The organism is Sphingopyxis lindanitolerans, from assembly GCF_002993885.1.
GTDB lineage: Bacteria > Pseudomonadota > Alphaproteobacteria > Sphingomonadales > Sphingomonadaceae > Sphingopyxis > Sphingopyxis lindanitolerans.
On sequence record NZ_CM009578.1, the window covers coordinates 1546121 to 1565128 of the forward strand.

15 protein-coding genes are annotated in these 19008 nt (G+C 68.4%); 6 read left to right on the plus strand and 9 right to left on the minus strand.

Annotated elements, in window-relative coordinates:
- Positions 1–88: 88 nt before the first annotated feature.
- From CVO77_RS07465 to CVO77_RS07475, 3 genes are read right to left on the minus strand one after another with little or no spacing between them, the layout of a single operon-like run.
- Positions 89–1456: a DNA-packaging protein gene (locus tag CVO77_RS07465; RefSeq protein WP_105998577.1), complete on the minus strand. Its 1368-nt coding sequence runs from the start codon at positions 1454–1456 to the stop codon at positions 89–91.
- The gene (locus tag CVO77_RS07470) at positions 1447–2010 is read right to left on the minus strand and encodes a hypothetical protein (protein ID WP_105998578.1); all 564 of its coding nucleotides are present in this window, start codon (positions 2008–2010) and stop codon (positions 1447–1449) included. Before CVO77_RS07470 ends, CVO77_RS07465 begins: the two co-directional genes overlap by 10 nt.
- A gap of 12 nt (positions 2011–2022) precedes the next feature.
- Positions 2023–2217, minus strand: coding sequence for a hypothetical protein (locus CVO77_RS07475; RefSeq protein ID WP_105998579.1), 195 nt, complete (start codon positions 2215–2217; stop codon positions 2023–2025).
- A gap of 231 nt (positions 2218–2448) precedes the next feature.
- Here CVO77_RS07475 and CVO77_RS07480 point away from each other — a divergent pair, with 231 nt between their 5' ends.
- From CVO77_RS07480 to CVO77_RS07495, 4 genes are all read left to right on the plus strand, one after another.
- Complete coding sequence (locus CVO77_RS07480; RefSeq protein ID WP_105998580.1) at positions 2449–4644, plus strand: S9 family peptidase; 2196 nt, start codon at positions 2449–2451, stop codon at positions 4642–4644.
- On the plus strand, positions 4641–6290 hold the full coding sequence (locus CVO77_RS07485; protein WP_105998581.1) for a M28 family metallopeptidase: 1650 nt from the start codon (positions 4641–4643) through the stop codon (positions 6288–6290). Before CVO77_RS07480 ends, CVO77_RS07485 begins: the two co-directional genes overlap by 4 nt.
- 149 nt (positions 6291–6439) lie before the next feature.
- Positions 6440–7018, plus strand: a complete 579-nt coding sequence (locus CVO77_RS07490) for a phosphoribosyltransferase (protein WP_105998582.1) — start codon at positions 6440–6442, stop codon at positions 7016–7018.
- Complete coding sequence (locus CVO77_RS07495; protein ID WP_105998583.1) at positions 7011–8036, plus strand: adenosine deaminase; 1026 nt, start codon at positions 7011–7013, stop codon at positions 8034–8036. Before CVO77_RS07490 ends, CVO77_RS07495 begins: the two co-directional genes overlap by 8 nt.
- Before the next feature lie 9 nt (positions 8037–8045).
- On the opposite strand, the gene CVO77_RS07500 is transcribed toward CVO77_RS07495, so the two are convergent.
- The 6 genes from CVO77_RS07500 to CVO77_RS07525 form a co-directional block, all read right to left on the minus strand.
- On the minus strand, positions 8046–8429 hold the full coding sequence (locus CVO77_RS07500) for a reverse transcriptase-like protein (protein WP_105998584.1): 384 nt from the start codon (positions 8427–8429) through the stop codon (positions 8046–8048).
- A 19-nt stretch (positions 8430–8448) separates the two neighbouring features.
- Complete coding sequence (locus CVO77_RS07505) at positions 8449–10548, minus strand: TonB-dependent receptor plug domain-containing protein (RefSeq protein ID WP_105998585.1); 2100 nt, start codon at positions 10546–10548, stop codon at positions 8449–8451.
- Positions 10545–11105, minus strand: a complete 561-nt coding sequence (locus tag CVO77_RS07510; protein WP_105998586.1) for a hypothetical protein — start codon at positions 11103–11105, stop codon at positions 10545–10547. The genes CVO77_RS07505 and CVO77_RS07510 overlap by 4 nt, the downstream gene beginning before the upstream one ends.
- Positions 11096–11278 carry a hypothetical protein gene (locus CVO77_RS07515; protein ID WP_105998587.1) on the minus strand — a complete coding sequence of 61 codons (183 nt, stop codon included), beginning with the start codon at positions 11276–11278 and terminating at the stop codon, positions 11096–11098. The genes CVO77_RS07510 and CVO77_RS07515 overlap by 10 nt, the downstream gene beginning before the upstream one ends.
- 111 nt (positions 11279–11389) lie before the next feature.
- On the minus strand, positions 11390–13054 hold the full coding sequence (locus tag CVO77_RS07520; RefSeq protein ID WP_105998588.1) for a M56 family metallopeptidase: 1665 nt from the start codon (positions 13052–13054) through the stop codon (positions 11390–11392).
- Entirely contained in the window at positions 13054–13431 is a 378-nt protein-coding gene (locus CVO77_RS07525) for a BlaI/MecI/CopY family transcriptional regulator (protein ID WP_105998589.1), read from the minus strand. Before CVO77_RS07525 ends, CVO77_RS07520 begins: the two co-directional genes overlap by 1 nt.
- A 202-nt stretch (positions 13432–13633) precedes the next feature.
- On the opposite strand from CVO77_RS07525, the gene CVO77_RS07530 reads away from it, so the two are divergent.
- The gene (locus CVO77_RS07530) at positions 13634–15238 is read left to right on the plus strand and encodes a CHASE domain-containing protein (protein ID WP_105998590.1); all 1605 of its coding nucleotides are present in this window, start codon (positions 13634–13636) and stop codon (positions 15236–15238) included.
- The gene (locus tag CVO77_RS21590; RefSeq protein WP_242446135.1) at positions 15222–18992 is read left to right on the plus strand and encodes a hydantoinase B/oxoprolinase family protein; all 3771 of its coding nucleotides are present in this window, start codon (positions 15222–15224) and stop codon (positions 18990–18992) included. Before CVO77_RS07530 ends, CVO77_RS21590 begins: the two co-directional genes overlap by 17 nt.
- Positions 18993–19008: the final 16 nt, after the last annotated feature.

The following is a 19008-nucleotide window of genomic DNA, read 5'->3' on the forward strand; positions in this document are numbered from 1 at the left end:
TTAGGAAGATGGACCGATGAGCAAATGGTGAAGCCGTAAACCGGCTCCCCTCCCGCAAGCGGGAGGGGAGAAGGACCATGCCCGGCGTCTAAACCCGCCGCACCCCCGGCCCCGCCCCGCTCCGCAGCCCATCGAGCAACGCCGCCAGCGCCCACACGCACGCATCGGCCCGGTCGGGCGAGCGGCCCGGCCCGGCATAGCCGCCGCCGACCTGCAACCCGCAAAGCTCGTCCTCCAGTTCGGCGAAGGCCCCCGCATGCACCACCTGCCCGCGCTCATAGGCGAGCGCGATCGGCTCGGCCCGGCGCGCCTTGCCGACGCTCGCATGGACCGGCACCACCGGCAGCGTGACCTCGGCCTGGCGCAGCACCGCCAGCACCATCTCGCCGCCCATATTGCTCTCGGCCACCACCCGCTCGGCGCCCCAGCGCGCCGCCGCGCCCGCCACCGCCTGCGCCCAGACGCCCGGCGGCGGATTCGCGACGCTCGCATCCTCGACGACGGCGATCCGCCGGTCGCGCAGCAGGGCGGCGACGACGATCCCGCACGCATCGCCGGTGCTGGTCGCGGGCGGATCGACCCCGATCACCACGCGCACCGGCTTGCCGATGCCATCGGCCGCGACCCGGCACCGCTCGACCAGCCCGCGCGTCCACAGCGCGCCCTCGACATCCTCGAGCATCTCGCCGTCAAGTTCCTGCCGCCCCAGCCGCGTCCCGCCATAGCTTTCGAGCATCGCGACGACGAAATTGCCCGGCAGATGCGGGTTGTCGCGGGTCCGCCCCGTCGTTTCCACCAGCCCCGGCGCCGCCTTGACCCGCCGCATCGCCGCATTGACGCGCGGCGTCGTCGTCACCAGCACGCGCGGGGTCTCGCCCAGTCGCATCCCCAGCATCAGATTATCCCACGCCACCGTCCCGCGCCGCCATTTGGCGAGTTCGTCGCACCAGGCGGCATGATGTTCGGGCCCGCGCAATTCCTCGCCCGCCTCGGCGGAATAAAGCGTTGCCACCGCCCCGCTGTCGAACAGGAATTCGCGCCGTCCCGCGACCCAGCGCGGTTCCTCGTTCGCGCGCGCCACCGCGACCAGCCCGCTCGGTCCCTCGATCATCACCCGCACCCCATCGGCCTGCGTCGCCGCGACCAGCGCGATTCGCGCGCCGGGCCGGTCGCGGGCGATCTGGCTCACCCATTCGGCGCCCGCGCGCGTCTTGCCGAACCCGCGCCCCGCCTGGATCAGCCAGATGCGCCAGTCGCCCGCCGGCTCGCGCTGGCCGTCATTTTCAAAGCCATACCAGCGCGTCACCAGCTCGGCTTTCTGCCCGTCGGTCAGTTCGCGCAGCACGCGCCGCAGCGCTTTGGGGGTCAGGCGGCGCAGCCACGCCAGCACGCCGTCCGACCGCCACCTTCGCGTCTCCGGGTCGGTGGCGGCCAGCTCGGCATCGCTTATGCGCATCGGGGTTCGCGCGCATCCGCGCCTGCATCGCCCTCGGGCGATGGCGCGGGGGCGGCGCGCTGCCGCTCGACGATACGAATGCGCTTGATCAACGCCGCGTCGGTTTCCTCCTGCGTCGCGACATGCCGCGCCTGCGGCTTGCGCGTGCGCGCCTGTCCCTGCCGGATGCTCTCGCGATGAAAGGTCAGGATGCGGATCGCCTGATCGACCGTCATCTTCTCGACCGGCTCGCTGCGCTCGTCGAGCGCCTCGACCGGAAACTCGCCCACCGTCTCCAGGGCGCGGCGCACCAGTGCGGTTTCCAGCCGTTCATAACCGATTTCCAGCGCCGCCTGCCATTGCGCCGCAAAATCCGGTTCGCGTTTGCGCAGGCGATAGGCGCCGCTCTGCCCCATCCCGACCAGCGCCGCCGCGCGCACGATGTTGCAGCTCGCCGCCAGCTCGACCAGAAACGCCTCGCGCTTCGCCCTGGTCCAGCCGCCCGGCTTGCCCGTCTTGGCCTGCACCGGCCGATGATGTTGCGGCACAATCTCGTCCTCGCGTCCCTTGTCCATATCCGCCTCGCCTCAAAATAAAGGCGCCATGTCGTTTGCAAACACACGGCTGTCGGCCGATCTCATTTGCTCTTTCGTCACCTGAACCTGTTTCAGCATGACGATGGTAGCGAGGGTGTGTTTGCAAGCTCCATAATCGCCAAAATAAAAAGGCCGGAACGCCGCTCCCGCATCGGAAGGGCGCCGGCCCGAATCGCAATTCTTCATGATGCGATACTTGTGCCATATCAGCGTGACGATGTCAATAGAAAATAACCCATATGGTTATTTATATCGAATGACTGATGACCGCCTTCCCTTCGTCACCCCGGATCAAGTCCGGGGTGACGGCGATGGAGGCCGCCGTCATATTTACCTCACATCTCCGTCGTTCGGTTGACCGGCGCCCCGACATGGTTACACCTTCAACCATTCACCACAAAAGGGGCACCCATTTCGATGCGTAAACTCGCCTTGCTCGGCGCGAGCCTTCTCCCGCTCACCGTTCAGCCCCTTCTCGCTCAGGAAAGCCCGCCCCCCGAACCGGCGGCAGCGTCCGCCACGACCGAAGCGGCGCCCGCCGCCTCTCCCGCCATCGGCAGCGCACGCACGGGGCCCGAGCATCGCTTCACCGGCGCGGACCTCTTCGACCTCGCCGCCGCCGCCGACCCGCAGATCAGCCCCGACGGGCGCCATATCGCCTATGTCCGCCGCGCCAACGACATCATGTCCGACCGCGCGGTCAGCAGCATCTGGCTGCTCGACACCCAGACCGGCGCCGAGACCCCGGTCGCCGGCCGCACCGGCGACGCCTTCTCGCCGCGCTGGTCGCCCGACGGCAAGCGCCTCGCCTATGTCTCGACCGCGGGCGGCGGCGCCCAGCTCTGGGTGCGCTGGATGGACGGCGGCGAGGCGGCGAAGCTGACCGGCCTGCCGACCAGCCCGTCGAGCATCGCCTGGTCGCCCGATGGCCGCTCGATCGCCTATACGATGCTCGTCAAGGACGAAGCGCCGAGCTTCGGCAAGGCCCCCGCGAACAAGCCCGAGGGCGCGAAATGGGCCGCGCCGCTCGAAGTGCACGACCTCCTCACCTACCGCGCCGACGGCCAGGGCCTGATCGAGCCGGGGTTCGAAAAGATCTTCGTCGTGTCCGCGACCGGCGGCGCGCCGCGCCAGCTCACCTTCGGCCCCTATCATGACGGCGGCCCGCTGAGCTGGTCGCGCGACGGAACGACGCTCTATTTCAGCGCCGACCGCCGCTCCGACTGGCAGAGCGACCCGCTCGAAAGCAATATCTACGCCCTCGACGTCGCCGACGGCGCGGTCACCCAGCTCACGACGCGCAAGGGCCCCGACGCGAACCCGCTCGTCTCGCCCGACGGCCGGATGATCGCCTATGTCGGCTTCGACGACCGGCTGCGCGCCTATGAAAACACCGGCCTTTACGTGATGAACCGCGACGGGTCGGGCAGCCGCCGCCTCGCCGCCGCCTGGGATTACAGCGTCGACCGGGCCGCCTGGGACGCCGACGGGCGCGGCCTCTATGTCCAATATGACGAGCGCGGCGAAACCAGGGTCGCGCGCATCGGCCTCGACGGATCGGTGCGCGCGATCGCGACCGGCCTTGCGAACAGTGATTTCGACCGCCCCTATTCGGGCGGCAGCTTCTCGGTCGCCGACAATGACGCGATCGCCTTCACCGCGGGCACGCCCGCGCGCCCGGCCGAGGTCGCGCTCGCGGCGGGTGGCAGGACGCGCACCCTCACCGACCTCAATCGCACCCTCGCGGCGACGAAGGCGCTGGGCGAGGTGCGCAAGATCAGCGCGGCGTCGAGCTTCGACGGCCTGTCGATCGACGGCTGGCTGACGCTGCCGCCGGGCTATCGCGAAGGGCGGCGCGTGCCGCTGATCCTCGAGATCCACGGCGGCCCCTTCGCCGCCTATGGCCCGCATTTCGCCGCCGACAACCAGCTTTACGCCGCTGCGGGCTATGCGGTGCTCTCGGCGAACCCGCGCGGCTCGACCAGCTATGGCGAGGCGTTCGCGAACGCGATCGACAAAAATTATCCCGGCAACGACTATTTCGACCTGATGAGCATCGTCGACCGCGCGATCGACCTCGGCATCGCCGATCCCGACGCGCTGTTCGTCACCGGCGGCTCGGGCGGCGGCGTGCTGACGAGCTGGATCGTCGGCAAGACCGACCGTTTCAAGGCCGCGGTCGCCCAGAAACCCGTGATCAACTGGACGACGCAGGCGCTCACCGCCGACGGCCCCGCCTTCTTCGGCCGTTACTGGATGGGCGCGATGCCGTGGGAAAATCAGGCCACCTATTGGAACCATTCGCCGCTGTCGCTGGTCGGCAACGTCAAGACGCCGACGATGGTCGTCGTCGGCAGCGAGGATTATCGCACCCCGGTCAGCGAGTCGGAGCAATATTATACCGCGCTGCGCCTGCGCGGGGTGCCGACCGCGCTGGTCAAGGTGCCCGGCGCCAGCCACGGCGGCATCGCCGCGCGCCCGTCGCAGGCGGCGGCCAAGGCCTCGGCGATTCTCGCCTGGTTCGAAAAATACCGGACGGGCTGGACCCCCGAGCCCGCCGCCACCCCCGCATCCACGCCTTCCTCCCCAGCTTCGGAAACCCCCCAGCCATGACTCTGCGCCCCGCGCTTCTCGCCGCCGCCACCCTCCTCGCCGCGCCCGCCGCCGCGCAGGACATCAGCGCCGCCAACCTCACCGAAACCGTCCGCACCCTCGCCTCGGACCAGTTCCAGGGCCGCGCGCCGGGGACGGTCGGCGAGGAACGCACCGTCGGCTATCTGATCGGCCGGCTCCAGGCGCTCGGCCTCGAACCCGCCGGACCGGGCGGCGGCTGGACCCAGCCGGTGCCTTTGCTCCACACCGCGCTCGGCACGCCGACCACGCTCGCCTTCGACCGCCGGGGCAGCGCGACGCCGCTTCGTCTCGGCACCGACATTTATGTGTCGAGCCAGCAACCGAACGACGTCGCCGCGATCGCCGGCGCGCCGATGGTCTTCGTCGGCTACGGCGTCCACGCCCCCGAACGCGGCTGGGACGATTTCAAGGGCGTCGACCTCAAGGGCAAGGTCGCGGTCTTTCTCGTCAACGATCCCGATTTCGTCGCGACGAAGGGCGACGACAGCTTCGGCAAGTTCGGCGCCCGCACGATGACCTATTACGGCCGCTGGACCTACAAGTTCGAGGAAGCGGCGCGGCGCGGCGCGATCGGCGCGCTGATCGTCCACGATACCGACGGGGCCGGCTACGGCTGGAACGTCGTGAAAAGCCCCGGCGGCGAAAATTACAGCCTCGTCGTCCCGCCCGAAAAGAGAACCAGCCTCGCGCTCCAGGGCTGGATTGCGGGCGACACCGCGACGAAGCTGTTCGCGGATGCCGGACAGAATCTGGCAAAGCTCCGCGTCGCCGCGCGCCGCGCCGATTTCCGCCCAGTCGATCTCGGCACCAGCTTCGACGCCGCGATCCCGGTGACGCACGAAGTGGTGCAGAGCCAGAATGTCCTCGCCAAAATCCCCGGCGCCAAACGCCCCGACGAGGTCGTGATCTATGGCGCGCACTGGGACGCCTATGGCGCGGGCAAGCCCGACGAACAGGGCCGCATCTATCGCGCTGGCGCCAACGACGACGCGCTCGGGGTCGCCGGATTGTTCGAGATGGCGCGGCTGTTCAAGGCCGCGCCGCCGCCCGACCGGACCATCGTCTTCGCCTTCTGGACCGCCGAGGAACGCGGCCTGCTCGGATCCGAAGCCTATGCCGAGGCGCCCGTCTATCCGCTCGACAAGACCGTCGCCAACCTTGTTCTCGACATCCTCCAGACCGCGGGCCGCGCAAAGGACGTCATCCTCGTCGGCAAGGGCCAGGGCAGCCTCGAGGACGACCTTGCCCGCGTCGCCGCCACCCAGGGCCGCACCGTGTCGGTCGAAAGCCTCCCCGAACGAGGCCTCTTCTTCCGCGCCGACCATTTCAGCATGGCGAAGCGCGGCGTTCCCGTCCTCTTGATGATGGGTATCGCGGGCGCCTCCGACCTTGTGAACGGCGGCAAGGCGGCGGGTCAGGCGTGGGTCGATGCCTATACCGGCAAATGCTATCATCAGGCGTGCGATGCCTGGGACGCGAGTTGGAACCTCAATGGTGCGGTTCAGGATATTCAGATATTTTACCAGATCGGCGACGAACTGGCGCGCTCGGCGAAATGGCCCCAGTGGAAGCCCGACAGCGAATTCAAGGCGATCCGCGACCAGAGCGCCGCGGCGCGAAAATAGGCCGTCGGCGACCAATCGCCGCCCCCTCTTTCTCGTCGCCTCGGACGTGATCGGGGGTCCATGGCCTGCCGCCACACCATCCGCGCACCCTCGCACCGGACGACGAGGAACGACATGACAAATGACGAGGGCCGGATTAGGTCCGGCGCATGAGCGACGATAAAATCTACATCAGCGCGAACGAGCTTCTCGCCGACTCGCTGCGGCTCGGCATGCAGGTCATCGATCGCGGGTTCCGGCCGACGCATCTGGTCGGCATCTGGCGTGGCGGCGCGCCGGTGGGGATCGCGGTGCAGGAACTGCTCGACTATCATGGCCTCCACTGCGACCATATCGCGATCCGCACCTCTTCCTACAAAGGCATCGACGATCAGGACCCGCAGGTCCGGGTCTTCGCGCTCGGCTATCTCATCGACACCCTAGACCCCGAGGACCGCCTGCTGATCATCGACGACGTGTTCGATTCGGGGCGCAGCATCCGCGCTTTCCTCTCCGAATTGAAGGCGCGCTGCCGCCACAATATGCCGCGCGACATCCGCATCGCGACCGTCTGGTTCAAGCCCGGTCGCAACGTCACCGACCTGAGGCCCGATTTCTTCGTCCACGAAACCGACCGCTGGCTGATCTTCCCGCACGAGATCGACGGCCTGACGGTCGAGGAAATTCGCCGCCACAAGCCCGAGGCCGCGATCATCCTGCGCGAAGAGGAGGGCCATGCCCATGGCTGACGGTTTCGCCTCCGCCGCCGACCGCGCGGCGTTCATCGCCGGCCTCCCCAAGGCCGAGCTTCACCTCCATATCGAGGGTTCGCTCGAACCCGAATTGATGTTCGCGCTGGCCCAGCGCAACGCCGTCGCCATTCCCTTCGCCTCGGTCGAGGAGGTGCGCGCCGCCTATGCCTTCTCGAACCTCCAGGATTTCCTCGACATCTATTATCAGGGGATGGGCGTCCTCCACACCGAGCAGGATTTCCACGACCTCACTGCCGCCTATCTCGCCCGCGCCCACGCCGACAATGTCCGCCACGTCGAAATCTTCTTCGATCCGCAGGGTCACACGACGCGCGGGGTCGCCTTCGCCACGGTGATCGCCGGCATCACCCGCGCGCTCGACGAGGCGCGGAGGGAATATGGACTGACGTCGAAGCTCATCCTCTGCTTCCTCCGCCACCTCAGCGAAGCCGACGCCGACGCGACCCTCGACGAAGCGCTGCCCTTTCTCGGCCGCATCGACGGCATCGGGCTCGACTCCTCCGAAGTCGGCCATCCCCCCTCGAAATTCGCCCGCGTCTTCGCCCGCGCCCGCGCCCTCGGGCTCAAGCTCGTCGCCCACGCGGGCGAGGAAGGCCCGCCCGCCTATGTCCGCGAGGCGCTCGACCTCTTGCACGTAGACCGCATCGACCACGGCAACCGCAGCCTCGAGGACCCCGCCCTCGTCGCGCGCCTCGCCAGCGAGGGCATGACGCTCACCGTCTGCCCGCTCTCGAACCTCAAGCTCTGCGTGGTCGGCGACATGGCCGACCATCCGCTGAAGATCATGCTCGACGCCGGGCTGGCGGCGACGGTGAACAGCGACGATCCCAGCTATTTCGGCGGCTATGTCGGCGCGAACTATCAGGCCGTCGCCGACGCGCTCGACCTGTCGAAGGCCGAGCTTCTGGCCCTCGCGCGCAACAGCTTCACCGGCTCGTTCCTGAGCGACGCCGACAAGGCGAACCATCTCGTCGCGATCGACGCCTACGCCTGACGCGCCCGTTCAGCGCGGATGCCGCTTCGCCAGCGCGATCCCCGCCAGATTTTGCGCCCGCCCGATATGACGAACCCGCGGCGGCGGACCATCGCCCGCGAGGTCGCGAAACACCGCCAGATGCTCCGCCGCAACCCCGCGCGCGCGCACCGTCCCCATCGCCTGCGCGATCACCGTCGCCGCGTCACCCAGCAACACGAAATCCGAAAGCCCCCGCACCCGCGCCAGCCGCAGCGCCGCGATCAGCGCCAGCCATTCGGCATCGAGACTGCTTCCAACCCCGATGTCGCGGTCGATCGCCGCGACACCGCCGGTCACCACCGCGATTTCCATCGGCCCGGGATTCGGTCGGCATCCGCCATCGAAATAGATTTTGGTGCGGCGGCTCGTCATCGCGCCGTCCTAGCCGATTTCAAAACTTCCCGCGCACCGAAAGGGCAAAGATCGGACCGATCAGCCGGTCGCGCTCCTCGACAAAGGCGATGTCGCTCGCCCCGCGCAGCCCGTCATACACCGTCCGGTCGCGCTTCGAGCGGGCGTTGAGGATATTGTTGACCGACGCGCGGACGGTCAGCCCCATGACATTCTTGTGCTCGACGAACACCGATGCCCAGACCGGGCCTTCCCAGACCTTGTCGGTCTGGTTGCGGCGATAATTGGCCTGGTTGTGCGAATAGTCGGCATGCGCGCCCCATGCCCAGTCGCTGTGCGCTATGTCGTGGCGCAGGTCGATGCTCATCGACGTGTCGGTAAAGCCGCTCCACTGCCTTTTCTCGCCGGTGAAGGGATCGCGCAGCGACGATGTCTGGAACAACAGGCTGGTGTCGATCTTGACGCCCTTCAGCCCGGCCGGGTCGAAGTTGATCGTCGACGTCCATTCGACCGCGCCGGCTTTCGCCTTGGCGATATTGCCGACCGCTTCGCCCTCGTCGCCGATCGGGATCACATCGACCCGGTCCTCGACATCGCGATAGACGAAATAGAGCTTGGTCGACCCCCACGCCCCCAGCTTCTTGTTGATCTCAAGCTCATAGCTCCAGTCCTGCTGGGGCCGCAGGTCATTGTTGCTCTGATTCTCATTGCCGTCGTTGAGGAAGGCGCGCGCCAGAAAATCATAGAAGCTGAGCTGGAGCACCCGCCGCCGGATCTTGAGCGACGCGTCGAAATCGGCCGACGGCGCCCAGGCGAGCGTCAGCGATCCCTTCGGCCGGAAAAAACTGCGCGTCAGGCCGTTCGCCCCGGTCTGCGTGATCGTCGAATGCTCGGCCCCGGCGGTGAGCTGGAAGCTGAAACTGTTGGTGAGCTTGCGCCCAAAGCTCAGCAATCCTTCATAGCGGTCTTCGCTCACCCCGCCGGTGCCGCCGTCGAAGGGCTGGTCGATCCACGCGCCCGACGGGTCGAGCGAAGCGATCGACGCGACATTGTCCAGCGTGTTGAACGCCGCCTCGCCCGACAATTGCCAGTCGCCGCCGAACATCTTCCACTGATATTCCCCGCGCGCGATCGTCTCGCCCAGGTCGCCGGTCTGCGCAAAGCGGTCGCCGGTCGCGGGCGCGCCGTCGTCGGGCGTCGTGACGATTTCCTGCAAATAGGGTTCGTGGCTGAACCGGCGCAGCCCGATGGCCTTCAGCTTGCCGGGGCCGAGGGCGAACTGATAGTCGCCGCTCACCTCGTAATTCCAGCTATCGGCCTTTTCATATACGGTGCGAAGGCGATCGGAAAGGCCGGGGCCGGTGCGCAGACCATCCTCATAATAGCGATCGATTTTGCGCTGAATATGGCCGCCCAGATTGGCGACCGTATCGCCCGGTGGATCCCAGCTGATGCGCCCCGACAGCTTGGGCGTGTCATAATGGGTGTTCCAGATATCCTTGCGCCGCTCGATGATGTCGCCCGCGCCGTCATAGATCAGCGTCGGGCCGCCCGCGCCGCTGCGCGCCGAATCATTATTGTTGAGCCCCGCCTCATATTCGACCTCGCCCGTCCGCCCGCGCACCGACACATCGCCGCGCGTGAACAGCGGGTCGGTGTAATGCGCACGGAATTCGGGCTTCCACGAAAATTGCCCCGAAAAACTGTCGGCGCGATAGACGATGTTCGCAACCTGCCCCGACAATCCGGGGATATCGAGCGACGCGCCATCGACGATCTCGATCCGCTCGACATTGCCCGCGGGAATGCGCGAAAGCTGGGTGTACATGTCGTCGGCCTTGTTCGACGGCCGCTCGCCGTTGAACAGGACATTGCCCGTCGCCTGCCCCAGTCCGCGCAGATTCTCGCTGTCGCGGATCGAAAAGCCGGGAACCTGCGCCAGCATGTCATTGGCGTTCTTGGGTGCGTAGCGCGCGAAATCGGCGGGGGTGAAGACCTGCCGCGCCGCGCTGTTCGCGCTCGCGGCGCTTTCCGTCGGCGCGGGCGGCGGCGTGTCGCCGGTGGGCGCCGCCGCCTGCGCGAGGGCGGGCAGGGCAGAGAGCGCGGCGGCGATCGCCGCAAGGCTGGCGGCAAATTTCACTGGCCGCTCCCCCGCGCGCGGTTCATCGCCCGCGCATAGTCGGGCGACACGTCCATCGCCTTCATCGCGACGACATCCCTGGCGGCCAGGTTGCGATAGCCCGCCGCGGCGAGCCCGCGCACATAGGGTCCATCGACATCGAGCGCCTTGCACGCGATCGCATCGTCGATATCGGTCAGGACCATCGCGTCGGACTTGAGATCGTGGACATAGGCGGGCGTGACATCCAGCGCGGCGGCGGCGATCAGGTCGCCGTTATCCTTGGGCTTCACGCCTTCGCGGGTCAGCCCGTCGGCCAGGTCGACCGTCGCATCGACGAGCAGCATCGCGATCAGGTCGGCGCGATGATCCGGCGCCAGCCCCCGCTCGGCGAGCGCGGCCTCGAACCGTGGATCGGCGGAAAAGCGGCAGCGCCCCTCGCCCGCGAAGGCCCCCGTCAGGCGGCCCGAACAGGCGAGCGTCCCGGCCGCGTGCAGCACGGTGAAGGATACCGGCCCCGCACCGCCTTGCAGCGCATCGCGCGCCGCACCGAATTCGGCGCGCCCGTTCAGCGACACGTCGCTGCTCGACGAGCGATGGCGGATGCGCGCAGATGCGGCGCGCCATCGGCCGGCGGCGTCACCGCCCACGCGATATCGCTGACGACCATCGCGTCGGCGGCAGGGCTCGGCGCGGCAGAAGCTGTCATCGACAACAGCGCGGCTCCGGCGGCAAGAATCAGGATCTTCATGGCAGGCTCCTCCCTCCGCGCGCCAGGCGAGCGTCATCGCTCGCCGCCGCAGCGGCGTTTCAAAAGCGGGGTTCGATCAACGGAAGCTGTGGTTGGACGAACGTCCGGGCGTCAGTTCTCGGGCGCCGCCGGGGGCGCGGGCGGCTCGGGGAAGGCGATGCGAGCGACGCGGCCATCGGCGCTGCGCGCTTCCAGCACGCCGCGACCGATCTCGACCGTCGCCCGGTCCTCGCGGCGGGTCGTCGCCTTCGCCGTCGCCCGCCCCGTCATTCCGGTCGCGCGCAGTTCGATCGCGTCGTCGGGGGTCTTCAGCGCATAGCCGGCGCCGCGCATCCTGCGGATATAATCGCCGGTAACCCCCACCGCCCGCATTCCGACCAGATCGTCGATCGACAAGCCCGGGAATTGCGCCTTCATCTCGCGCGCATAGCCGGGGTCGATATGCAGCGCCGAGGCGCCGATCAGATCGTCCATGTCGGCGCCCGGAAAGACGCCGCGCATCGCGCGGACATAGGCGGGGTCGACCCCCGTCGCCTTCGCCGCGATGATGTCGTCGGGGTCCATCGAGCCGCCATGTTCGCGCATCTCGGCAACATATTCGGGGGTCACGCCGACCGCGCGCATGCTGACGAGCTGGTCGGCGGTCAGCGGCTTCCGGGTCGCGGCGGCAGGTGCCGTTTCGCCGCCCTGGTTTCCACCCACGGCCGCGGTGGACTGGATCGCGGCCGGGGCGGAGGCAAGAGAGGGAACCCGGACGTCCTTCGCCGTCCGGCCGGAATGATCCGCGGTCGCCGAAAAGGCGGCGAGCGGCGCGGTAACCCCGGCGAGCAGCACCAGGCTCATCAGCATCCAGCTTGCGCTCGCGGGGCCGCGCTTCAGGCTGCCGTCGAGCACGCGGGTGATCCGGCGCTTGAGGCTGCCCTTGCCCGGCGCCACGCCATGCGCGGCGAGCAGCGCCCCCTGATTGTCGTGCCGCGCGGCGCCGACCAGCAGCGTGGCGTAATCGGGGCCGTCGATGTCGGCCATCAGCACCGCATCGTCGGCGGCTTCCTCGCGCAATTGATGGCTTTCGCGCGCGAGCATCCACACCAGCGGGTTGAACCAGAAGACCGCGCAGGCGACCCGCGCGCCGAGCAGCTTCGCCCAGTCGAGCCGCGCGACATGCGCCAGTTCGTGCGCGATGATCGCCTCGGCTTCATCGACCGCATCGACCGTGACCGGGCTCAGCACGATCGTCGGGCGCAGCACGCCCCAACTGATCGGCGACCGCAATTCCTTGCTGACGAGCAGCGCGGTGCCGTGCTTGAAGCCCATGCGCCGCTGCGCCTCGGCGAGCGCCGACAGCCACGACCCCTGGGTCAGCACCTCGGCCCGGCCGCGCATCGCGAACAGCCGCACCACCGCGAGCAGCATCATTCCAGACAGCAGTGCCAATGGGATCGCATAGAGAAAGGGCGCAAGATCGCCGACCCCCGGCAGCGTGAAGCGCGCCGTTTCGGCCGCAACCGAAACGGCCGGGGCTGCGGCGCCGGCGACGGGCGCGGCGGCAAGCGGTGCCGACGCGGCCGCGGCAGTCCAGCTTTCGGGGAGCGGCGCCCAGGCCGGCAGCAGGAGCATCGCGGCGGGAAGCGCGAGCAGCGCGACCAGTCCCGCATGCGCGATCATCGAGCGCTCGCCCGCCGAACGACGGCGGGCGAGCCGCAACAGGATCAGGATCAGGCCCGCGACCGCGGCCGATTTCCAGGCAAGGCCCAGCAACATGGGGGTGGTGATCATCACTGGTCTCTCCCTTCGCGCGCTTTCGCGATCATCTTTTCAAGCTCATCGAGTTCCGAATGGCTCATTCCGTCCTGCATGCCGAGCAGCGCCGCGGCGGCGCTCGGCGCCGATCCGTTGAAAAAGACGCGCACGACCTGGCTCAGCGCCGACTTGCGCGCGGTCTTGTCCGACACGCTCGGCGCATAGACGAAACCGCGCTCGGACGCCTCGCGCGCCACAAAGCCCTTCGCCTCGAGCCGCTTCAGCATCGCGCGGATCGCCGATCCCGACAGATGATCGGGCAGTGATTCGCCGATCTCGGTCACCGTCGCGGCGCCGCGTTCATACAGAATATCGACAATCTCGCGTTCTCGCGGGGGCAGGCTCGACAGCATTTTCGAATCACCTCATGCGCTACATTTGTAGCGTGCTACATTTGTAGCGCATACTTGGCAAGGCCTTTATTCGCGATGGCGGAGGCGGGGGCGACGAAGCCGGAACGGCGGCGAAATCATCTTGCTATCGGTCCCTTCCCGTGAATAAAGTCGGCGCCGGAGGGGGACGCCGCCCCGGCAGTTATCAGGCAGGATACTGAAAATGCGCCCTTCGTCCTGGGCAGATCGGCTTGTGGCGCTGCTTGCCCGCTTTGTCGGTCTCGTCATCCTGCTCGCGACGGCCGCCGCTGCCGTCGCCAGCTTTCTTTACAATCAGGCCGACGAAGCCGATCAGGCGGCGAATGTGGCGACGCAGGTCAACATGCGGCTGCGCGATCATGTCGCGGTGCTCGAAGGCGTGCGGGCGCTCTATCAGTCGGACAGCGCGGCGAGCGGCCCCGGAATTCGCGCCTATCTGCGGGCGCTCCGGCCGCAGGTCCGGACGCCGGGGATGGAGGGGGTCGGCATCGCCGCCGCGATGCGGCAGGGCACCCCGGCGGCGATCGAGGCGCGATTGCTCGAAAATTACGGCGAGCCGATCAAGGTCTGGCCGGTGACCGACCAGCCGGTCGGCTTTCCCGTCATTCTCGTCGAACCCTATACGCCGCGCCGCTATGTCGCACTGGGTTTCGACATGTATAGCGAGCCCGTGCGCCGCGCGGCGATGCGGCGCGCGTGGCAGACCGGCCGCCCCGCCGCGAGCGGCGTCGTCGAACTCACGCAGGAACGCGCCGCAAAGGTCAAGCAGCCAGGCTTCCTCATCTATCTGCCGGTCTATGCCAACGGCGGGGCGGAGGCGGCCGAGGCCGCGACCGTCGGCGGAACCCGCCCGGTCGAAGCCTTCGTCTATGCGCCCTTCCGCATCCACGACATGGTGCGCGCGGTGTTCGGATCGCAGCTCAAGACGATCAAGGGCATCGAAATCTATGCGGGCGACGGCCCCTCCGCCCCCCGGGTCTTTCATCAGGGGACGATGGGCTGGGATGCGCATGAGGAGAAACTGCATATCGCCGACCGCGAATGGACGATGCGAATCTCCTATGGCCGCCTCCTCGAACGGCTGGGCCGGCCGCTCGGCATCTTCCTGTTCGGCCTCGCGCTGGCGATCCTCGCGACGCAGCTGCACCGCGTTCAGCAGCGCCGCGTCGGGGCCGCGCAGGCGCTCGCCGCCGAACAGGCGCGCCATGCCGAGGACCGCGAATTGATGATGGGCGAAATGGCGCACCGGATGAAGAACGCCTTTGCCCGCATCGGCGCGCTCGCCCGCATCACGCTGCGCGATTCGGCCAACCTCGACGAGTTCGAGACGAAATTCGACGGTCGGCTCCGCGCGCTGTCCGACGCCAAGCAGATGCTGGTGACCGGCTTGGTCGACCGCGTCGAGCTCGACCGGATCATTGCCCGCGAACTCGACCTCACCGGGCATGTCATCCGCGATATCGAGGGTCCGGACGTCCGGCTCGGTGAAGACGGCGCGCAGGCGATGGCGCTCGCGATCCACGAGCTGGTGACCAACAGCACCAAATATGGCGCGCTGTCGGGCACCGGCCATTTGTCGGTCGGCTGGCGGCGCGACGCGGGGGATGTCGAGCTTCGCTGGGCCGAAAGCGGCCTCGCCGCCACCCCCGACATCGCGACCGAAAGCTTCGGCACCCAGTTCATCCGCACCCTGATCGAACGCCAGCTCAAGGGCAGCTGGCAGCGCTCCGCCGCGCAAAACACCCTCAGCATCCTCATTCGCTGGCCGGACCATGACGCGGCAGGCTGACGATCGCTGGCACATCTGGATCGACCGCGGCGGCACCTTCACCGATGTCGTCGCGCGCGTACCGGATGGCGCGGTCGTCACCGCTAAATATCTCAGCGAAGACCCGGCCAGGCCCGGCGACGCCGCGGCGAGTGCGATCCGCGACCTCACCGGCGCGGGCGCGGGCGCGCTTCCTCCGCTCGCGATCCGCATGGGATCGACCGTCGCGACCAACGCGCTCCTCGAACGCAAGGGCGAGCCGACGCTGCTGGCGATCACGCGCGGCTTCGGCGACGCGCTGACCATCGGCTATCAGGACCGCCCCGACCTGTTCGCGCGCCGCCTCGACCGCGTCGCGCCGCCGCATGCCGCAGTCGCCGAGATCGCCGAGCGCGTCGGTCCCGACGGCGATGTGCTGCTGCCGCTCGACGAAGGCGCCGCGCGCGCCGCGCTGCAATCCGCGCGGCGCCGCGGCCTCTCCAGCATCGCGATCGTGCTGATGCACGGCTATCGCTATCCGGCGCACGAACGCCGCCTCGCCGTCCTCGCGCGCGAAACCGGCTTCACCCAAATCTCGACCAGCCACGACGTCAGCGCCCTCATCAAGCTGATCGGGCGCGGCGACACGACGCTCGCCGACGCCTATCTGTCGCCCGTCCTCCACCATTATGTCCGCCAGTTCACCGCCCAGCTCGGCGAGGATGCGGACCCGCAATTCATGAAAAGCTCGGGCGGTCTCGCGTCCGCCGGCGCCTTCCACGGCCGCGACGCGATCCTTTCCGGCCCCGCCGGGGGTATCGTCGGCATGGTCGGCAGCGCCGCGCCGCTTGGGCTAACCCGCCTGATCGGCTTCGACATGGGCGGCACCTCGACCGACGTCAGCCATTATGCCGGACGATTGGAGCGCGATAACGAAACCATCGTCGCGGGCACCCGCATCCGCGCGCCGATGCTGCGCATCCACACCGTCGCCGCGGGCGGCGGCTCGATCTGCCGCTGGGACGGCGCGCGCCTTACCGTCGGCCCCGAAAGCGCCGGCGCCAACCCCGGTCCCGCCGCCTATGGCAACGGCGGCCCGCTCACCGTCACCGACTGCAATGTCCTGCTCGGCAAGATCCAGCCCGGTCATTTCCCCCGCCTCTTCGGCCCGAATGGCGACCAGCCGCTCGACCGCGATGTCGTCGCCCAAAAATTCGCCGCCATGGCCGCCGCCGTCGGCGGCCTCTCTCCCGAAGCCCTTGCCGAAGGCCTGCTCAGCATCGCGGTCCAGCAGATGGCGAACGCGATCAAGCGCATCACCATCGCGCGCGGCCACGATTTGACGCAGGATTACAGCCTCGTCGGTTTCGGCGGCGCGGCGGGTCAGCATGTCTGCCTCGTCGCCGACGCGCTCGGAATCGACGAAATCCTGCTCCATCCGCTCGCGGGCGTGCTCTCGGCCTATGGCATGGGCCTCGCCCGCGCCTCGGCGATCCGCGAGCGCACGCTGGCGCTGACCCTCGACGAAAATTGCGCCGCCACGCTCGCCGCCGCCGAAGCCGAGCTTTCCGACCAGGCCCGCGCCGACCTCGCCCCCGATGCCGAAACCGCCCACGAAACGCTGCTTTTCGTCCGCCTCGCCGACAGCGACAATGCGATCGAACTCCCGCTCGCCGCTCCCGCCGAAGTCAGAGAGGCCTTCGCCGCCGCCTTCCGCCAACGTTTCGGCTATGCGCCGCACGCCGACCTCGTCGTCGACCGCATCCGCGTCGAACTGACCGAGGCGGGCGGCGCGGCGCCGACCCTGCCCCCGCCCGCGCCCACCGCCGAGACCGCGCCCGAGATCGTCACCGCCTGGCTCGCCGGCGCGGCGCGCGACGTCCCGCTCCACCAGCGCGGCGCCCTCGCGCCCGGCCGCACCATCACGGGACCGGCGATCATCATCGACCCACTCTCGACCACCGTGGTCGAACCCGGCTGGACCGCGACGGTCGAACAGGAAGGAACGCTGCGGCTCCAAAAAAGCCCCTCCTCTTCAGAGGAGGGGGGTGTCGGGTCGGTCGGTCCCCCGGACCGACCTGAACAGTCCGGGGGACTGTTCACCCGACACCGGGTGGTGGCGCGCGACAGCGCGCAAGACGGCTCGCACCACCCCGCTGCGACTAGACCCGGCTCCGCCGAGCCAAGTCTCGCTACCCCTCCTCTGAAGAGGAGGGGCGAGGAAAGCCAACCCGACCCCATCCGCCTCGAAATCTTCAACAGCCTGTTCATGGCGATCGCCGAGGAAATGGGCGGCGCGCTTCAGCACAGCGCCTCGTCGATCAACATCCGCGAGCGGCTCGATTTCTCCTGCGCGATCTTCGACGGCGAAGGCCGCCTCGTCGCCAACGCCCCGCACATGCCCGTCCATCTCGGCTCGATGGGCGAAAGCGTCCGCACGGTTCTCCGCCAGCGATCCAGCGATGCTCGCGGTATCAGGCGCGGCGACGCCTACGCCCTCAACGCCCCCTATGACGGCGGCACCCACCTGCCCGACATCACCGTCATCATGCCGGTGTTCGTCGCCAAAGAAGGCGATGGGCGCGACGTCCCCGCCTTCTTCGTCGCCGCGCGCGGCCACCACGCCGACCTCGGCGGCATCGCCCCCGGCTCGATGCCTCCCGACAGCAAGAGCATCGACGAAGAAGGTATCCTCTTCGACAACCGGCTCATCGTCGACGACGGCAACTTCCTCGATGCCGCCGTCCACGCGCACCTGACCGCCGGCGACTGGCCCGCGCGCAACCCGGCGCTCAACATCGCCGATTTGAAAGCCCAGGTCGCCGCCTGCCAGCGCGGCGCCGGCGCGCTCGCCGATCTTTCGGCCACGCACGGCGTCGCCACGGTCGCTGCCTACATGGCGCACGGCCAGCATCAGGCCGAGGCCGCCGTCCGCCAGCTCATCGCGCGCCTCTCCGACGGCAGCTTCCGCTACGCGATGGACAATGGCGCCGCGGTCGCGGTGGCGATCCGGGTCGATCGCGAGGCGCGCCACGTCACCATCGATTTCACTGGCTCGTCGCCGACGCTGCCCGACAATTTCAACGCGCCGCTTCCCGTCGTCCGCGCCGCCGTCCTCTATTTCCTGCGCACCATGCTCGACGACCCGATCCCGATGAACGAAGGCTGCCTCGCCCCGGTCACTTTGATCGTCCCCGACGATTCGATGCTCAGCCCCCGCTATCCCGCCGCCGTCGTCGCGGGCAATGTCGAGACCAGCCAGGTCATCACCGACGCGCTGTTCGCCGCTTTCGGCGCGATGGCTCCCGCGCAGGGAACGATGAACAATTTCACCTTCGGGAACGACGCCTGCCAATATTATGAAACGATCGCGGGCGGTTCGGGCGCCGGCCCCGGCTTCGACGGCACCAGCGTGATCCAGACCCATATGACCAACAGCCGCATGACCGACCCCGAAGTGATGGAGACGCGCTTCCCCGTCATCGTCGAGGAGTTTTCGATCCGCAAGGGTTCGGGCGGCGCGGGCGAATGGCGCGGCGGCGACGGCGCCATCCGCCGCATCCGCTTTCGCGAAGCCATGACGGCGAACATCCTCGCCAATCGCCGCAAGATCCCCCCCGCCGGTCTCGCGGGCGGCCGCGACGCCGCGCCGGGCCGCAACTGGATCGAGCGCGCCGACGGCTCGGTGGAAACGCTCGGCGCGACCGGCAGCGCCAACCTCGACGCCGGCGATGCCTTCGTGATCGAAACGCCCGGCGGCGGCGGCTACGGGAAAGTGGGAGGCGAGCGCGAATGAAAAGGGTTCACGCGGA

Bases quoted from the DNA above. Each gene is read 5' to 3' on its own strand.
- CVO77_RS07465 (WP_105998577.1), bottom strand. From the start codon at position 1,456: ATGCGCATAAGCGATGCCGAGCTGGCCGCCACCGACCCGGAGACGCGA.
- CVO77_RS07470 (WP_105998578.1), bottom strand. From the start codon at position 2,010: ATGGACAAGGGACGCGAGGACGAGATTGTGCCGCAACATCATCGGCCG.
- CVO77_RS07475 (WP_105998579.1), bottom strand. From the start codon at position 2,217: ATGAAGAATTGCGATTCGGGCCGGCGCCCTTCCGATGCGGGAGCGGCG.
- CVO77_RS07480 (WP_105998580.1), top strand. From the start codon at position 2,449: ATGCGTAAACTCGCCTTGCTCGGCGCGAGCCTTCTCCCGCTCACCGTT.
- CVO77_RS07485 (WP_105998581.1), top strand. From the start codon at position 4,641: ATGACTCTGCGCCCCGCGCTTCTCGCCGCCGCCACCCTCCTCGCCGCG.
- CVO77_RS07490 (WP_105998582.1), top strand. From the start codon at position 6,440: ATGAGCGACGATAAAATCTACATCAGCGCGAACGAGCTTCTCGCCGAC.
- CVO77_RS07495 (WP_105998583.1), top strand. From the start codon at position 7,011: ATGGCTGACGGTTTCGCCTCCGCCGCCGACCGCGCGGCGTTCATCGCC.
- CVO77_RS07500 (WP_105998584.1), bottom strand. From the start codon at position 8,429: ATGACGAGCCGCCGCACCAAAATCTATTTCGATGGCGGATGCCGACCG.
- CVO77_RS07515 (WP_105998587.1), bottom strand. From the start codon at position 11,278: ATGAAGATCCTGATTCTTGCCGCCGGAGCCGCGCTGTTGTCGATGACA.
- CVO77_RS07520 (WP_105998588.1), bottom strand. From the start codon at position 13,054: ATGATCACCACCCCCATGTTGCTGGGCCTTGCCTGGAAATCGGCCGCG.
- CVO77_RS07525 (WP_105998589.1), bottom strand. From the start codon at position 13,431: ATGCTGTCGAGCCTGCCCCCGCGAGAACGCGAGATTGTCGATATTCTG.
- CVO77_RS07530 (WP_105998590.1), top strand. From the start codon at position 13,634: ATGCGCCCTTCGTCCTGGGCAGATCGGCTTGTGGCGCTGCTTGCCCGC.
- CVO77_RS21590 (WP_242446135.1), top strand. From the start codon at position 15,222: ATGACGCGGCAGGCTGACGATCGCTGGCACATCTGGATCGACCGCGGC.